Origin of the sequence: Solwaraspora sp. WMMD791 (assembly GCF_029581195.1) — a bacterium.
In the GTDB taxonomy this organism is placed as follows: Bacteria; Actinomycetota; Actinomycetes; order Mycobacteriales; family Micromonosporaceae; genus Micromonospora_E.
In genome coordinates this window covers 4353726-4367220 of the sequence record NZ_CP120737.1, presented here as the reverse complement: position 1 = coordinate 4367220, position 13495 = coordinate 4353726, and the positions used below count along the sequence as shown (strand labels likewise).

14 protein-coding genes are annotated in these 13495 nt (G+C 71.3%); 10 read left to right on the top strand and 4 right to left on the bottom strand.

What is annotated here, in order from left to right; all coding sequences use genetic code 11:
• Positions 1–2: 2 nt before the first annotated feature.
• Genes O7623_RS19240 through ccsB form a run of 5 tightly spaced genes read left to right on the top strand, consistent with a single transcriptional unit; the run spans position 3 to position 4586 of the window.
• The gene (locus O7623_RS19240; RefSeq protein ID WP_282224415.1) at positions 3–650 is read left to right on the top strand and encodes a histidine phosphatase family protein; all 648 of its coding nucleotides are present in this window, start codon (positions 3–5) and stop codon (positions 648–650) included.
• A gap of 1 nt (position 651) precedes the next feature.
• Positions 652–1227, top strand: a complete 576-nt coding sequence (locus tag O7623_RS19235; RefSeq protein ID WP_282224414.1) for a TlpA disulfide reductase family protein — start codon at positions 652–654, stop codon at positions 1225–1227.
• A complete protein-coding gene (locus tag O7623_RS19230; RefSeq protein WP_282224413.1) occupies positions 1220–1984 on the top strand; it encodes a cytochrome c biogenesis protein CcdA in 765 nt (254 codons plus the stop codon). Before O7623_RS19235 ends, O7623_RS19230 begins: the two co-directional genes overlap by 8 nt.
• Positions 1984–3543 (top strand): cytochrome c biogenesis protein ResB, encoded by a 1560-nt coding sequence (locus O7623_RS19225; protein WP_282224412.1) that lies wholly within the window; start codon positions 1984–1986, stop codon positions 3541–3543. The genes O7623_RS19230 and O7623_RS19225 overlap by 1 nt, the downstream gene beginning before the upstream one ends.
• Positions 3543–4586: a c-type cytochrome biogenesis protein CcsB gene (ccsB, locus tag O7623_RS19220; protein ID WP_282224411.1), complete on the top strand. Its 1044-nt coding sequence runs from the start codon at positions 3543–3545 to the stop codon at positions 4584–4586. The genes O7623_RS19225 and ccsB overlap by 1 nt, the downstream gene beginning before the upstream one ends.
• 110 nt (positions 4587–4696) lie before the next feature.
• Here the strand turns inward: ccsB and O7623_RS19215 are convergent, their stop codons facing one another.
• Positions 4697–6223 carry a hypothetical protein gene (locus O7623_RS19215; protein ID WP_282224410.1) on the bottom strand — a complete coding sequence of 509 codons (1527 nt, stop codon included), beginning with the start codon at positions 6221–6223 and terminating at the stop codon, positions 4697–4699.
• 210 nt (positions 6224–6433) lie between these two features.
• Here O7623_RS19215 and O7623_RS19210 point away from each other — a divergent pair, with 210 nt between their 5' ends.
• Positions 6434–7897 (top strand): menaquinone biosynthesis decarboxylase, encoded by a 1464-nt coding sequence (locus tag O7623_RS19210; protein ID WP_282224409.1) that lies wholly within the window; start codon positions 6434–6436, stop codon positions 7895–7897.
• Complete coding sequence (mqnP, locus tag O7623_RS19205; RefSeq protein WP_282224408.1) at positions 7894–8817, top strand: menaquinone biosynthesis prenyltransferase MqnP; 924 nt, start codon at positions 7894–7896, stop codon at positions 8815–8817. Before O7623_RS19210 ends, mqnP begins: the two co-directional genes overlap by 4 nt.
• A gap of 8 nt (positions 8818–8825) precedes the next feature.
• Here the strand turns inward: mqnP and O7623_RS19200 are convergent, their stop codons facing one another.
• Positions 8826–9911, bottom strand: coding sequence for a terpene synthase family protein (locus O7623_RS19200; protein WP_282224407.1), 1086 nt, complete (start codon positions 9909–9911; stop codon positions 8826–8828).
• Positions 9912–10015: 104 nt separating this feature from the next.
• Here O7623_RS19200 and O7623_RS19195 point away from each other — a divergent pair, with 104 nt between their 5' ends.
• Positions 10016–10660, top strand: a complete 645-nt coding sequence (locus tag O7623_RS19195; RefSeq protein WP_282224406.1) for a UbiX family flavin prenyltransferase — start codon at positions 10016–10018, stop codon at positions 10658–10660.
• A 3-nt stretch (positions 10661–10663) separates the two neighbouring features.
• Here O7623_RS19195 and O7623_RS19190 read toward each other — a convergent pair whose 3' ends face one another.
• Entirely contained in the window at positions 10664–10921 is a 258-nt protein-coding gene (locus O7623_RS19190; protein WP_282224405.1) for a BldC family transcriptional regulator, read from the bottom strand.
• Positions 10922–11196: 275 nt separating this feature from the next.
• Here O7623_RS19190 and O7623_RS19185 point away from each other — a divergent pair, with 275 nt between their 5' ends.
• Both O7623_RS19185 and O7623_RS19180 read left to right on the top strand, forming a co-directional pair.
• Positions 11197–11646, top strand: a complete 450-nt coding sequence (locus tag O7623_RS19185; RefSeq protein WP_282224404.1) for an Lrp/AsnC family transcriptional regulator — start codon at positions 11197–11199, stop codon at positions 11644–11646.
• Between the two features lie 30 nt (positions 11647–11676).
• A complete protein-coding gene (locus tag O7623_RS19180) occupies positions 11677–12780 on the top strand; it encodes a PLP-dependent cysteine synthase family protein (protein ID WP_282224403.1) in 1104 nt (367 codons plus the stop codon).
• Positions 12781–12831: 51 nt separating this feature from the next.
• On the opposite strand, the gene O7623_RS19175 is transcribed toward O7623_RS19180, so the two are convergent.
• Positions 12832–13452 (bottom strand): putative glycolipid-binding domain-containing protein, encoded by a 621-nt coding sequence (locus tag O7623_RS19175; RefSeq protein ID WP_282224402.1) that lies wholly within the window; start codon positions 13450–13452, stop codon positions 12832–12834.
• Between the last annotated feature and the right edge of the window lie 43 nt (positions 13453–13495).

Below are 13495 nucleotides of genomic sequence, written 5' to 3'. Positions count from 1 at the left end.
GGATGAAGCGTACGGTGGTCCACGTCCTGCGGCACGGCGAGGTGCACAACCCGACCAAGATCCTCTATGGTCGGCTGCCCGGCTTCCGGCTGTCCGAGCTGGGCGTGCAGATGGCGAAAGCGGCCAGCCAGGCGCTCGCCGACCGGGACGTGGTGCACGTGGTCGCCAGCCCGCTGGAGCGCGCCCAGGAGACCGCCGAGCCGATCGCGGCCCAGTTCCGGCTGCCGGTGTCGGTTGACGAGCGGCTGATCGAGTCCGCGAACTGGTTCGAAGGGCGCCGGGTCTCTCCGGGCGACGGGTCGTTCCGCGACCCGCGCAACTGGTGGGTGCTGCGGGACCCGGTCACCCCGTCCTGGGGGGAGGCCTACACGGTGATCGCCGAACGGATGTTCGCCGCCGTGCACGCGGCCCGGGTGGCGGCCGAAGGCCACGAGGCGGTCTGCGTCTCCCACCAGCTGCCGATCTGGACCCTGCGCCGCTACCTGGAGCGCAAGCGGCTCTGGCACGACCCGCGGCGTCGCCAGTGCGCCCTGGCCAGCCTGACCTCGATCCACTTCGAGGACGCCAAGGTGGTCGGCATCGGCTACTCCGAGCCGGCCGCCCACCTGATCGCGATGTCCCCGTCGGCGCGGACCGCCAAGGGCGCCTGACATGCGGTTGCGACGGGCGTCGGTGGCGGCGGCGGTGGCCGCCGTACTCGCCCTGACCGGCTGCACCGCCAGCGACTGGGCCACCGACTGCGACACCGACGGGCAGGGCGTGATCCGCTGCGTCGGCGACGACCGGCCACCGGCACCGCAACTGGACCTCGAACTGCTCGACGGTGGCACCCTCGACGCGGCGGCGCTGCGCGGCCAGGTCGTGGTGATCAACTTCTGGGGGTCGTGGTGCCCACCCTGCCGGGCCGAGGCCGCCGACCTCGAAGCCACCTACCAGGCCACCCGCGACCAGGGCGTCGAATTCGTCGGCATCAACGTCCGTGACGAACGCGACCGGGCCCGCGCCTTCGAACGCGGACGGGTGACCTACCCGAGCCTGTTCGACCCGTCCAGCCGGCTCGCGCTGGACTTCAACATCCCGCCGAACAGCATCCCCGCGACGATGGTCGTCGACCGGAACGGCCGGATCGCCGTCGTGGTCCGCGAGGCGGTCCGCCAGGACGACCTGCAGCCGATCGTCGAACAGATCGCCGCAGAAGCGATCAGTGCGGAACCGGTCGATGGGTGAGACCTTCGCCGAGATCACCCGGGGCGGACCGGTGCTGGTCGCGCTCGGTCTGGCCGCGCTCGCCGGGCTGGTCAGCTTCCTGTCGCCCTGCATCCTGCCGCTGACCCCCGGCTACCTCTCCTACGTCACCGGGCTGGCCGGCTCCGACCTGGACTCCGCCGGCGGCGACTCCGCCCGTCGGTACGGCCGGGTGCTGGCCGGCACCCTGCTGTTCGTCGGCGGGTTCACCCTGGTCTTCACCCTGACGGCGATCCTGATGGCCGGCGTCGGCCGCTACCTGTTCGTCTACCAGCGGCCCGTCGAGATCGGCGTCGGTCTGCTGATCGTGCTGTTCGGCCTGGCCTTCCTCGGCCTGGTGCCCGGGATGCAGCGGGAGATCCGGATGCACCGGCTGCCGGAAGCCGGGCTGGTCGGGGCCCCGGTGTTCGGCGCGGTCTTCGCCCTGTCCTGGACCCCCTGCGTCAGCCCGACCCTCGGCGCGGTGATCGGCATGGCGACCGTCAGCGGCAAGACCGACCGGGCCGTCGCCCTGGCGGTCGCGTACTGCCTCGGCCTCGGGCTGCCGTTCGTCATCTTCGGGTTGGCGTTCCGTCGGCTGCTCGGCGTCTTCACGGTGATCCGCCGCAACAGCCAGTGGGTCACCCGCATCGGCGGTGTCATGCTGATCGGAGTCGGGACGGCGCTGGTCACCGGCGCCTGGAGCAGCTTCGTCATCTGGCTGCAGGCCACCGTCGGATCCGGCGAGGTCGGGATCTGATGTCCCGGTCCCATGCGGTACGGGCACTGCTGCGCAACTCCTGGCGGCAGTTGACCAGCATGCGTACCGCCCTGATCCTGCTCTTCTGCCTGGCGGTCGCCGCCATCCCCGGCTCCCTGCTGCCGCAGCGGGACGTCAACATCGAAAACGTCAACGCCTACTTCCAGGACAACCCCCGGCTGGCCCCGGTGCTGGACCGGCTCGGCATGTTCGACGTCTTCGCCGCACCCTGGTTCGCCGCGATCTACCTGCTGCTGTTCACCTCGCTGGTCGGCTGCATCGTGCCCCGGCTGCGCGACCACGTCCGCGCGCTGCGGGCCGCGCCGCCGGCCGCGCCCCGCCGGCTGGACCGGCTGCCGCAGCACGCCAGCTGGACCGGCCCCGGTGACGTGACTGCGATCGCCGCGCAGCTGCGACGGCGCCGCTGGCGGGTCACCGTCACCGGCGACACCGTCAACGCCGAGAAGGGCCACCTGAAGGAGACCGGCAACCTGGTCTTCCACCTGTCGCTGGTCGCCGTCCTGTGCGGCGTCGCGCTCGGTTCGTGGTACGGCTGGCACGGCAACCGACTGCTGGTCGCCGGCCCGGAGACCGCGTTCTGCAACACGGTCCAGCAGTACGACGAGTACGGCCTCGGCCCGCGGGTCGCCGACACCGACCTGCCCCGGTTCTGCCTCGAGCTGACCGATTTCACCGCCACCTTCCTGGAGACCGGCCAACCGGACAGCTACACCGCCGAGGTACGGGTCGACGAAGGTGGCGGTGCCCCCCGCGAGGCGACGTTCTCGGTGAACTCGCCGCTGCGGCTCGACGACGCCAACGTCTACCTGCTCGGCCACGGCTACGTCCCGGTGCTGCGCTACACCGACCGGTACGGGCAGGCGCAGACGGTCACCGCACCGTTCCTGGCCGTCGACGACATGATCACCAGCGAGGGCGTGGCGAGCTTCCCGGACGCCAACGTCGACCCGGCCACCGGCGAGCGGGACCCTGACCTGCAGGTCGCGTTCGAAGGACTGTTCCTGCCGACCGCCCCGCAGCAGGCGCCGTACGTCCGCTCCACCCATCCCGAGCTGCGTGACCCGGCGCTGATGCTGTGGGCGTACCGGGGCAACCTCGGTCTGGACGCCGGCATCCCCGGCTCGGTCTACCGCATCGACCAGAGCCAGGTGGAGGCCGGCCGGCTGCTGCCGGTCGGTGATCCGCAACTGCTGCGCGTCGGCGAGACGATGACCCTGGACGACGGCACCAGCATCGAGTTCCTGGACATCACGCAGTACGTCACCCTCTCCGTACGCCACGATCCGGGCAGCGGACTGCTGCTGGCCAGCTCGGTGCTGCTGCTGGCCGGGTTGATGCCGTCGCTGTTCGTCCGGCGGCGTCGGGTGTGGTTCCGGGTCACACCGGCCGCCCCCGGCGACGGCTCCACGACAACCGGTAGTAGCGTCATCGAGGCCGGTGGGCTGCCGCGTACCGACCATCCCGGGTTCGGCGACGAGTTCCGGGAGCTCGTCCGGGCGGTCGGTGGTGCCGGCCCGCCACGGGAAGGAACGCAGTGATGGCAGAGCTGTCCGACCAACTCCTGGTCGTCACGATCTTCGCGTACCTGTTCGCGATGATCTGTCACGCGGTCGAGGCCGGTTTCGGCAGCGGCAGCCGGCGGAGCGCGCCGGTCGCCGCCCGCGACCGGGAACTCGCCACCGCCACCGTCGGCGGGTCGTCGCCGACGGTGGCCGCCGTGGTGCCGGGCGCCGCCGACGACCTGGTCTCGGACGGTCCGGTCTCCAAAGCGCCGACCTCGGGCGGCCCGGCCGGGCTGAAGCCGGAATCGCCGGAGCGGACCGGCTGGGCCCGCGTCGGACTCGCCGGCTGGTTCGCCATCGGCGCGACGGTCCTCGGCGCGCTGGTGCACCTCGCCGCCCTGGTCGCCCGGGGTGTCGCCGCCGAGCGGCTGCCGTGGGGCAACATGTACGAGTACGTGCTGGCCATCACCTTCGTCGGTGTCGCCGCCTGGCTGGTGATGGTCTACCGGCATCCGTCGCTGCGCCCACTCGGGCTGTTCGTCGCCCTGGTGATGGTCGCCCTGCTCGGCCTGGCCGGGCTGGTCTTCTACACCCCGATCACCCCGCTGGTGCCGGCGCTGGAGTCCTACTGGTACGCCATCCACGTCTCGACGATCATGGCGTCGTCCGGGGTGCTGCTGCTCGGGTCGATTCCGGCCGCGATGTTCCTGCTGCGCCACGGGTACGAGCAGGGCCGGCGCGGGTTCCCGTACCTGCTGGCCAAGCGGGTGCCGGCGGCGGTGTCGCTGGAACGGCTCACCTTCGGGCTGCACGCGATCGGCTTCCCGGTCTTCACCTTCGCGGTGATCGCCGGGGCGATCTGGGCCGAACACGCCTGGTCCCGGCCGTGGGCCTGGGACCCGAAGGAGACCTGGGCGTTCATCTCCTGGGTGGTCTACGCCGGCTACCTGCACGCCCGGGCCACCCCGAGCGTACGGCGGACCACCGTCACCTGGATCGCGATCCTCGGGTTCCTCACGATGCTGATGAACCTGATCGGCGTCAACTACTTCTTCGAGAGCCTGCACTCGTACGCCTGACGCCGGTCGGGGCACATCTCGCCCGCTGACGACCGGGGCGGGGGTCATCGGTCGGAGTACCTCCGACCGATGCACACCCGCCCCGGACCCGACCACCGGCCGGCGACGCGCTACTTCGACGAGTCGGTCTCGTCGTCGCCGGTGACCAGCACGACCCGCTTGCGTCGGCCGAGCAGGAAGACTGCCACACCGACGACCAGGATCGCGGCACCACCGGCCGCGACCAGCCCGGCCTGCGCGCCGGTGACCGGCAGCCCGCCGTCGCCGGCACCGCCACCACCACCGGACCCGCCGCCGGTGCCCGGGTGCTCGCCGGTCGGGTTGATCAGCACCAGCGCCTCGTTGTTGTCCGGGTTCCGGTCGTGGCGCAACTCCGGCAGGCCGCCGTAGTTGACCGCCTCGACCAGGCCCTCGGCGTCCGGGATCACCTCGTTGATCAGCAGCGTGAAGGTGTGCTCGAACTCCTCACCGGCCTTGATGATGATCAAGGGACTGCGGCAGATGTACCAGTCCGCGCCGGGCACCTGGTCACCGGACTCCTCCGGCGTGTGCGCGGTGCGGCAGCCCTCCGGCACCTCGGTGACCTCGGTGCCTTCCGGGGTGTGGAAGGCGAAGTAGGCGGCGGGCTCGCCGGACCGGTCCAACACCGTGCCCGGCCCGAGGTTGGTCAGCCCGAGGGTCACCTCGACCTCGTCGCCGACCGCGCCGCTGGCCTCGGCACCGGTCACTGCGAAATCGGCCTGGTTGTCGACATTGAGGAGCACCGTGCCGTAGTTGTCCGACTCGTCGAGGTCGGCGGCCGACCGGCTGGCCACCCGGCTGCCGGTGGCGACCGCCCGCAGGGTCGCGCCGCTGCCCCGGGTCAGCTCAGCCCGGCTGGACAGGCTGACCTCGCCAGCGGGCAGCACCGTGTAGATGAGGTGCTCGCGCAGCGCGGCCTCGGTCGGCGTGACCTCGAACCCGTCGACGATCTCGAAGCCGTCGCCCGGCTCCAGCTCGAGGGCGATGTCGCAGACCGCGTAGTTGGAGAGCGGGTAGCTGGTGTACACGCAGTTGTCGTACTGGCCGAACTCGCTGGAGGCGACGTCGATGGTCAACTGCAGGCCGTCGATCGCCTGGTTGCCGGCGTTGTAGCCCTCGATCGGCACCGCGACGGGCTGACCTGGCGGTAGCAACCCGAGGTCCTCGCCGCCGGTGGTGACCACCAGGTCAGGGCCGTCGCCGAGGGTGATCGTCGCCGAACCGGAGTTGTCGCCGGCGTTGGCCGCGGTAGCCGTCCAACTGATCGTCGCGCTGTCGCCGACGTCGGCGCCGCTGGCGGCGGCCAGGCCGATCGGCATCACGAAGGAGCCGTACGGGTCGGCGTCGAACAGATCCAACTCGCAGGTCACGGTCCCGGCGTCGGCGGCGCATTCGGACGGGAACTCCACGTCGACGACGCCGGCCAGGCCGGAGACGTCGACGGTGACCAGCGGATCGACGATCCCCTCGCTCAGGTAGATCTGCGCGGGGACGTACTTGCCGGGGGAACCGGGACCGCCGATGGTGACATCGTTCAGCCAGAACTCGAGGTAGCCGTCCTCGCTCTGCGCCGACGCGGCGGTCGGCACGGCGGCGAGCAGCGCGCCGGCGGCCACCAAGGAAACTCCCAGGCGGGCCGAGTGGCGCCGCCGGGATGTGCTTACGAACATGGATGTCCTTATGAGGGATGACGGGGGACGCACGATGATAAACGGACGGTCCGACGGCGTGGGGCCCGTCGGCCCGAAGTCCGGACGAACCGGACGCGGCGCGAATCACCGCCCCGGATGGTGGCACCGGCCGCCTGGTAGGCCAGACTTGGCGACATGGCGGCTGCAGGGTTCCCGTACCAGGATCTGAAAGACTTCGTCGCGGCGCTGGAGAAGGCCGGCGAGCTGCGCCGGGTCGACGTCCCGGTGGATCCCACGCTGGAGATCAGCGAGGTGGTGACCCGGACCGTCCGCGCCGGCGGCCCGGCGCTGCTGTTCGAGCGCCCCACCCGGGGTGAGATGCCGGTGGCGATCAATCTGTTCGGCACCGAGCGGCGCACCGCCATGGCGCTGGGCGTCGACAACCTCAACGAGATCGGCGACCGGATCGGTGCCATGATCAAACCGGAACTGCCGGTCGGCTGGTCCGGCATCCGCGACGGGCTGGGCAAGGTCATGCAGCTCACCTCGCTGCCGCCCCGCAAGGTGAAGACCGCGCCCTGCCAGGAGGTCGTCTACACCGGTGCCGACGTCGACCTGAACCGGCTCCCCGGGCTGCAGGTCTGGCCCGGGGACGGCGGGATCTTCCACAACTACGGGCTCACCCACACCAAGCACCCGGAGACCGGCAAGCGCAACCTGGGTCTCTACCGGCTGCAGCAGCACTCGCACAACACCCTCGGCATGCACTGGCAGATCCACAAGGACTCGACCGCCCACCACGCGGTCGCCGAGCGGCGCGGCGAACGGCTGCCGGTGGCGGTGGCGATCGGCTGCGACCCGGTGGTCAGCTACTCGGCCTCGGCGCCGCTGCCCGGCGACATCGACGAATACCTGTTCGCCGGTTTCCTGCGCGGCCAGCGGGTCGAGATGGTCGACTGCCGGACCGTGCCGCTGCAGGTGCCGGCGCACGCCCAGATCGTCCTGGAGGGCTACCTGGAGCCGGGCGAGCGGCTGCCCGAAGGCCCGTTCGGCGACCACACCGGCTTCTACACCCCGGTCGAACCGTTCCCGGTGCTGCACATCGAGTGCATGACCATGCAGCGCGACCCGATCTACCACTCGATCATCACCTCGAAGCCGCCGCAGGAGGACCACGGGCTCGGCAAGGCCACCGAACGGATCTTCCTGCCGCTGCTGCGGATGCTGATCCCGGACATCGTCGACTACGACCTGCCGGCCGCCGGGGTGTTCCACAACTGCGTGATCGTGTCGATCCGCAAGCGGTACCCGAAGCACGCCCAGAAGATCATGTCGGCGATCTGGGGCGCCCACCTGCTGTCGCTGTCGAAGCTGATCGTCGTGGTCGACGACGACTGCGACGTACACGACTACGCCGAGGTGGCGTTCCGGGCCTTCGGAAACGTCGACTACGCCCGCGACCTGCTGCTCACCGAGGGTCCGGTGGACCACCTCGACCACTCGTCGTACCAGCAGTTCTGGGGCGGCAAGGCCGGCGTCGACGCGACCCGTAAACTGCCCACCGAGGGCTACACCCGGGGCTGGCCCGAGGAGATGAGCATGTCGCCGGAGATCGTGTCGCTGGTGGACAAGCGGTGGCGGGAGTACGGGATCTCGTGAGCGCCGCAGCCACCACCGCCGGGCCGGCCGGCGTACCGGTCGGCCGGGTCCGGGCCTTCCTGCGGCTGGTCGCGATCGAACACTCGGTCTTCGCGCTGCCGTTCGCCTACCTGTCCGCGCTGACCGTGATGGCCCGCCTCGACGGTGGTGTCCGCTGGCTCGACCTGCTGCTGATCACCGTCGCGATGGTCGGGGCACGGACGTTCGCCATGGCCGCGAACCGGATCATCGACCGGCACGTCGACGCGCGCAATCCGCGTACCGCCGGTCGGGAGCTGGTGACCGGGGCGGTCAGCGTCCGGACGGCCTGGACCGGCGCGGTGGTCGCCCTGGTGGTCTTCCTCGGCGCCGCCGCCGCGTTGAATCCGCTCTGCCTCGTGCTGGCCCCGCTGGCGGCGGTGCCGCTGGTGGTCTACCCGTACGCCAAGCGGTTCACCAACTGGCCGCACGCGGTGCTCGGGCTGGCCCAGATGGTCGGCCCGGTCGGCGCCTGGCTGGCGGTCACCGGCACCGTCGACGGGGCCGGACCGGCGATCGTGCTCGGCGCGGCGGTCGGCCTGTGGATCGGCGGATTCGACCTGATCTACGCCTGTCAGGACGCGGAGATCGACCGTGAGATCGGGGTACGCAGCGTGCCGGCGCGGTACGGGCGGGCGTTCGCGTTGCACGCCTCGACGGCGGCGCACGTGGTGACGTTCGGGCTGTTCGGCTGGTTCGGCGTCCTGGTCGGCTTCGGCTGGCCGTGGTGGCTCGGCCTGGCCCTGACCGCCGTGGCCTTCGGCTACCAGCATCTGGTGGTCACCCCGACCGACCTGTCCAAGGTGAACCGGGCGTTCTTCACCGCCAACGGCTTCGTCGGCATCGCGCTGTTCGTCTTCGCCCTGCTCGACCTGGTGTTCCGACTCGGCCTACGGCCCTGACCCACGGCTCACGCCGGCTCCTGCTGACCTGGCCGGGCGGCGCACGCCCCGTCCGGCTGACCTGGCCGGCGGTACCGGCTCGACTCGGCGGACCAGTCGATGGTGCCGCGTACCGCGTGGCCGATCCCGTCCAGCAGCGCGGCGGCGGCCCGGTCGTACGTCGGCCCGAACGACGGCACCGCCGCGCGGCGGGCCGCGAAGAGGTCCAGCTGGGCACGCCACCGCCCGGCGACCAGGTCGACGGCGACCGTCAGCGGGATCCGCTCCGCCTCGGCCACCGCCACCACCAGGTTGTGCCCGCCGCCGACCCGCAGGTCCCCAGGGAGCGAGCAGAGGTCGTTGTACCAGGAGAGCAGGTCGTTGCCGGTGTCGGCGAGCTCCCGGATCCGGGGATGGTGGAACACCGCGTCCGGCACCGGTTCGCCGGTGGCGAACTCGATCAACGTGTACGCGACGTTCGCCGCCGACGTGGCCCGGCGCAGTTCGACGTATTCGGCCGGATCCGGCCGGTGGCCGGCGGCCTTGTTCCGCGCCTCGCGGACCGCGCCGTCGAGGTGCTCGGCCACCGCGTCGACGAACCGTTCCCGCCACCATGGCGGCATCGTCCTGGCCAGCACCCGCCACGGCCCGGTCAGCATCCGTCGGGCCGGCCCGACGAACACCGGCCCGGTGTCGGGGTCCGGGCCGGTGTCGGGGTCCGGGCCGGCCCCGGGCCCGGCGCCCGCGTCGGTGGTCTGCGCGGTACGCAGCAGCGCGAGGATCTCGCTGGCGAGTCGGTGCAGCCGGTCCTGCTGCGGTTGGGCTACCTGGTCGAAGTCGTCGTCGATCAGGAAGAACCAGGCGAACAGCGCGGTCAGCAGACGCAGCCGGCCCAGGTTGGCGGCAGGGTAGAGGCGGGCCGCGTACCCGCCGATCCGTGCGCCGGCGAGCCGCCGGTGGGCAGTGGTGTCGGGCGGCAGTCCGCAGTGCCGCAGCCAGCCGGGCAGCCAGTCGTCGGCGGCGCGCCGATGCGGGTTGACCGCGACCGGCAGCCGGCACCCGGCCCGCAGCTCGGCCAGCAGGCCGGTGAGGTCGGTGCGGTTTCGGGAGTCCATCACCTACCTGCGCGGTTGCTGCCACAGTGTCCGTACGGGGTGCGACCTACCCTATGGGGTGACCGTGACGGGCGACAGCCGGTGAGTGGGGACGGGTGCGGCAGATGAGAAGACCCTGGGTGATCGGCGTCTCCGGTGCCTCCGGTACGCCGTACCCGGCGGCGGTGCTGCGGGCCCTGCTCGACGCCGGGCACCCGGTGGACCTGGTCGTGTCCCGGGCGGCCCGGCTCACCATCCTCGACGAGACCGGCGCACCGTTGCGCGACAGCCACTGGCGTGACGATCTCGGCCGGTGGCTCGGCCGTCCGGTGCACGACGCGGACGTCCGGTTCTGGCCGGCGGGTGACCTGGCCGCCGGTCCGAGCAGCGGCTCCTACCCGACGCGGGGGATGGCGGTGGTGCCGGCCAGCACGGCCGCCTGCGCCGGGATCGCGATCGGGCTGTCCAAGGACCTGTTGCAGCGGGCGGCCGAGGTCAACCTGAAGGAGCGCCGGCCGGTGGTGCTGGTCCCCCGGGAGACCCCGGTGACCCGCAGCCATCTGGAGCACCTGATCACCCTGCACGACGCCGGGGCGGTGGTGCTGCCGGCGAGCCCCGGGTTCTACGGTGCCGGGGCGGCCGCTTCCGCCGCCCAGCTGGTCGACTTCGTCGCCGGCAAGGTGCTGGACGCGCTCGGCGTACCGCACTCGTTGTTCCGCCGGTGGTCCGGCGAGCTCGGCGCGGCCCGCGACGCGTCGGCTGAGTCCTGACGGTCAGCCGACGTAGCCGCCGGCTCCGTTCTCGGTGTGCCGGGGGCGGTTCTCCGCCGCGCTCTCCGCCTGCATCTCCTCCAGTACGCCTTCGCCTTCGAGTAGCGCGCGTACCTCGGACTCGCGGAACCGGCGATGGCCTCCGGGAGTACGGATGCTGCCGATCCGGCCGGCCGCCGCCCAACGTGTGACGGTCTTCGGGTCGACACGGAACAGCGCGGCCACCTCGCCCGGCGTCAGCAGACGATCTCCAGTGTCCACGGTCCCCTCCTCGCGTCCACGACAGCCCTGACCTAGCCAGTGAGCCCCCCGATGGACCGTGTGCCAGCTGCCGTCGTGCCAGACGTACGGCCATTAGAGCACCGGCTGCCTGCCGTGTCCGGGAAATGGGGAAAGCTACCTGCCTGGGAAGTTGTCCAGTATGATTTGCACCCTATATTGTGATTTACCCTAGCTTAACGTGAACTCGTGTCACCTGTCCTTGAATCATCCGAGGGAGCCACCGACTCGCCGGCAGGTACTAGGGTGTACTTCCCGTGGACGTCATCGACCTGCGGCTCGTCGACCTGCTCCGCGGCAACGCCCGGCTCTCCTACGCCGAGCTCGCCCGCCAGGTCGGCCTCTCCGCCCCCGCCGTGCACGAGCGGATCGGCAAGCTGGAGGCGGCCGGCGTGCTGCGCGGCTACCGGGCGGACGTACGTCCCGAATCCGTCGGCCTCGGGGTGACCGCCCTGATCGGCCTGGTCGAGGATTCCGGAGCCGAGACCGACGCCGTGCTCGACGCGCTCCGCGCGATGCCGGAGATCGAGTCCTGCTACTTCATGGCCGGCGTCGAGTCGTTCCTCTGCCTGGCCCGGGTCGGCACCATCGCCGAACTCGAACAGCTGATCATGCGGCTGAACCGGACCGCCGGGATCGCCAACACCCGAACCAGCGTCACCCTCTCCACCAAGTGGGAGAACCGCCCCCGACCCCTCACCGGCTGATCCGACCGACGGTGTTGTTACCGTCAGCGGGTGGATCAACTGGACCGGTGCGACGACGCCGACCGGGCCTGGGTGACCGAGGCGATCGCCAAGGTGGAAGCGGACGCCAACCGGTCCGCCGACACCCACCTGCTGCCGTTTCCGCTGCCGCTGTCCTGGGGGATCGACCTCTACCTCAAGGACGAGTCGGTGCACCCCACCGGTTCGCTCAAGCACCGGCTGGCCCGGTCGCTGTTTCTGTACGGGCTGTGCAACGGCTGGATCGGGCCGCAGACCACGATCGTGGAGGCGTCCAGCGGGTCCACCGCGATCTCCGAGGCGTACTTCGCCCGGATGCTGGGCCTGCCGTTCGTCGCGGTGATGCCGGCGGCCACCTCGGCCGAGAAGATCGCCCAGATCGAGTTCCACGGCGGCCGGCCGCACCTGGTCCGTGATCCGGCGGCGGTCGTCGTCGAGGCCCGATGGCTGGCCGAGGACCTCGGCGGGCACTTCATGGACCAGTTCACCTATGCGGAGCGGGCCACCGACTGGCGGGGCAACAACAACATCGCCGAGTCGATCTTCGCGCAGCTCGCCCTGGAACGGCACCCGATCCCCAGCTGGATCGTGGTCGGTGCCGGCACCGGCGGCACCAGCGCCACCATCGGCCGGTACGTGCGCTTCCAGCGCCACCGCACCAAGGTCTGCGTGGTCGACCCGGAACACTCGGCCTACTACCCGGCGTGGACCAGCGGCGACTGGACCACCGCCACCGGGCGCGGCTCGATGATCGAGGGCATCGGCCGGCCGACCGTCGAAGCTTCGTTCCAGCCGTCCGTCGTGGACCGGATGATCCAGGTCCCGGACGCGGCGTCGTTGGCCGCCATGCGCTTCGCCAGCGACCTGCTGGGCCGGCGGGTAGGCGGATCGACCGGCACGAACCTGTGGGGGGCGTTCGCGTTGATCGCCCAGCTCCGCGCGGCAGGCCAGCAGGGATCGGTGGTCACCCTGCTCTGCGACAGCGGCGAGCGGTACGCCGACAGCTACTACTCGGCCGACTGGCTCGCCGGCCAGGGCCTCGACCTGACCCCGTACCTGACGGTGGTCGAGCGTTTCCTGCGCACCGGTGACTGGTCGACCGGGACCGCCAGCTGAGCCATGCCGCCGTCGGCCGGCGCCGCTCGGTGACCCGCAGCCGGTGCCTGGTCAGGCGCGCTGCGCCAGCCCCGGGTAGTGCCGGACGAACCCGTCCGGATCGACAGTCAGCTCGGCGGTGAAACTGCCACTACGGAACCGGACCCGGTCGGCGTCGAGCACGGTGTAGACCTGCTCGACCGGCAGCACCTCCAGGCTCGGCACCCGGACCCAGGCGACCGTCAACCGGTGCTCCTCGCCCGCTGGCCGCTGCGCCAACCGTAGGCGACGTACCACCAGGGTGTTGAACAACGGTGCCCCACCGAGGTCGACGTCGAGAGCCGGGTCGAGCCGGCCCGGCTCCTCGGTGCCGGGCAACCCCACCGGCGGATGCCCGGCCGCGCGCAGTGCCCCGTCCAGGTCACCCTGCTCGGCGGTGCTGACCCGCCACCGGCCGAGCGCCCGCTCCATCCGTACCGTGCGCAACCACCCGGCACCCTCGGCGGTGACGGTCAGCCGCGCCGACTCCCACTGCTCGTCGGTGGCGAGCTCGTAGTGGCAGCTGTACGGCAGCGGCGCCGCCGCCATGGACACGCCCCGGGCAGTCAGTCCACGCCGGTCGTCGAAGAGTGCATGGTCGGCGCCGCCGGTGTCGGTCCGCGCCCAGATGATCGATTTCGGCAACGTCGGCATGAGCCGACCGTACCGGCAGATCCGGCCGGCGGGGAGCCGGACC

Bases quoted from the DNA above. Each gene is read 5' to 3' on its own strand.
- O7623_RS19240 (WP_282224415.1), top strand. From the start codon at position 3: ATGAAGCGTACGGTGGTCCACGTCCTGCGGCACGGCGAGGTGCACAAC.
- O7623_RS19235 (WP_282224414.1), top strand. From the start codon at position 652: ATGCGGTTGCGACGGGCGTCGGTGGCGGCGGCGGTGGCCGCCGTACTC.
- O7623_RS19230 (WP_282224413.1), top strand. From the start codon at position 1,220: ATGGGTGAGACCTTCGCCGAGATCACCCGGGGCGGACCGGTGCTGGTC.
- O7623_RS19225 (WP_282224412.1), top strand. From the start codon at position 1,984: ATGTCCCGGTCCCATGCGGTACGGGCACTGCTGCGCAACTCCTGGCGG.
- ccsB (WP_282224411.1), top strand. From the start codon at position 3,543: ATGGCAGAGCTGTCCGACCAACTCCTGGTCGTCACGATCTTCGCGTAC.
- O7623_RS19210 (WP_282224409.1), top strand. From the start codon at position 6,434: ATGGCGGCTGCAGGGTTCCCGTACCAGGATCTGAAAGACTTCGTCGCG.
- O7623_RS19200 (WP_282224407.1), bottom strand. From the start codon at position 9,911: ATGGACTCCCGAAACCGCACCGACCTCACCGGCCTGCTGGCCGAGCTG.
- O7623_RS19195 (WP_282224406.1), top strand. From the start codon at position 10,016: ATGAGAAGACCCTGGGTGATCGGCGTCTCCGGTGCCTCCGGTACGCCG.
- O7623_RS19175 (WP_282224402.1), bottom strand. From the start codon at position 13,452: ATGCCGACGTTGCCGAAATCGATCATCTGGGCGCGGACCGACACCGGC.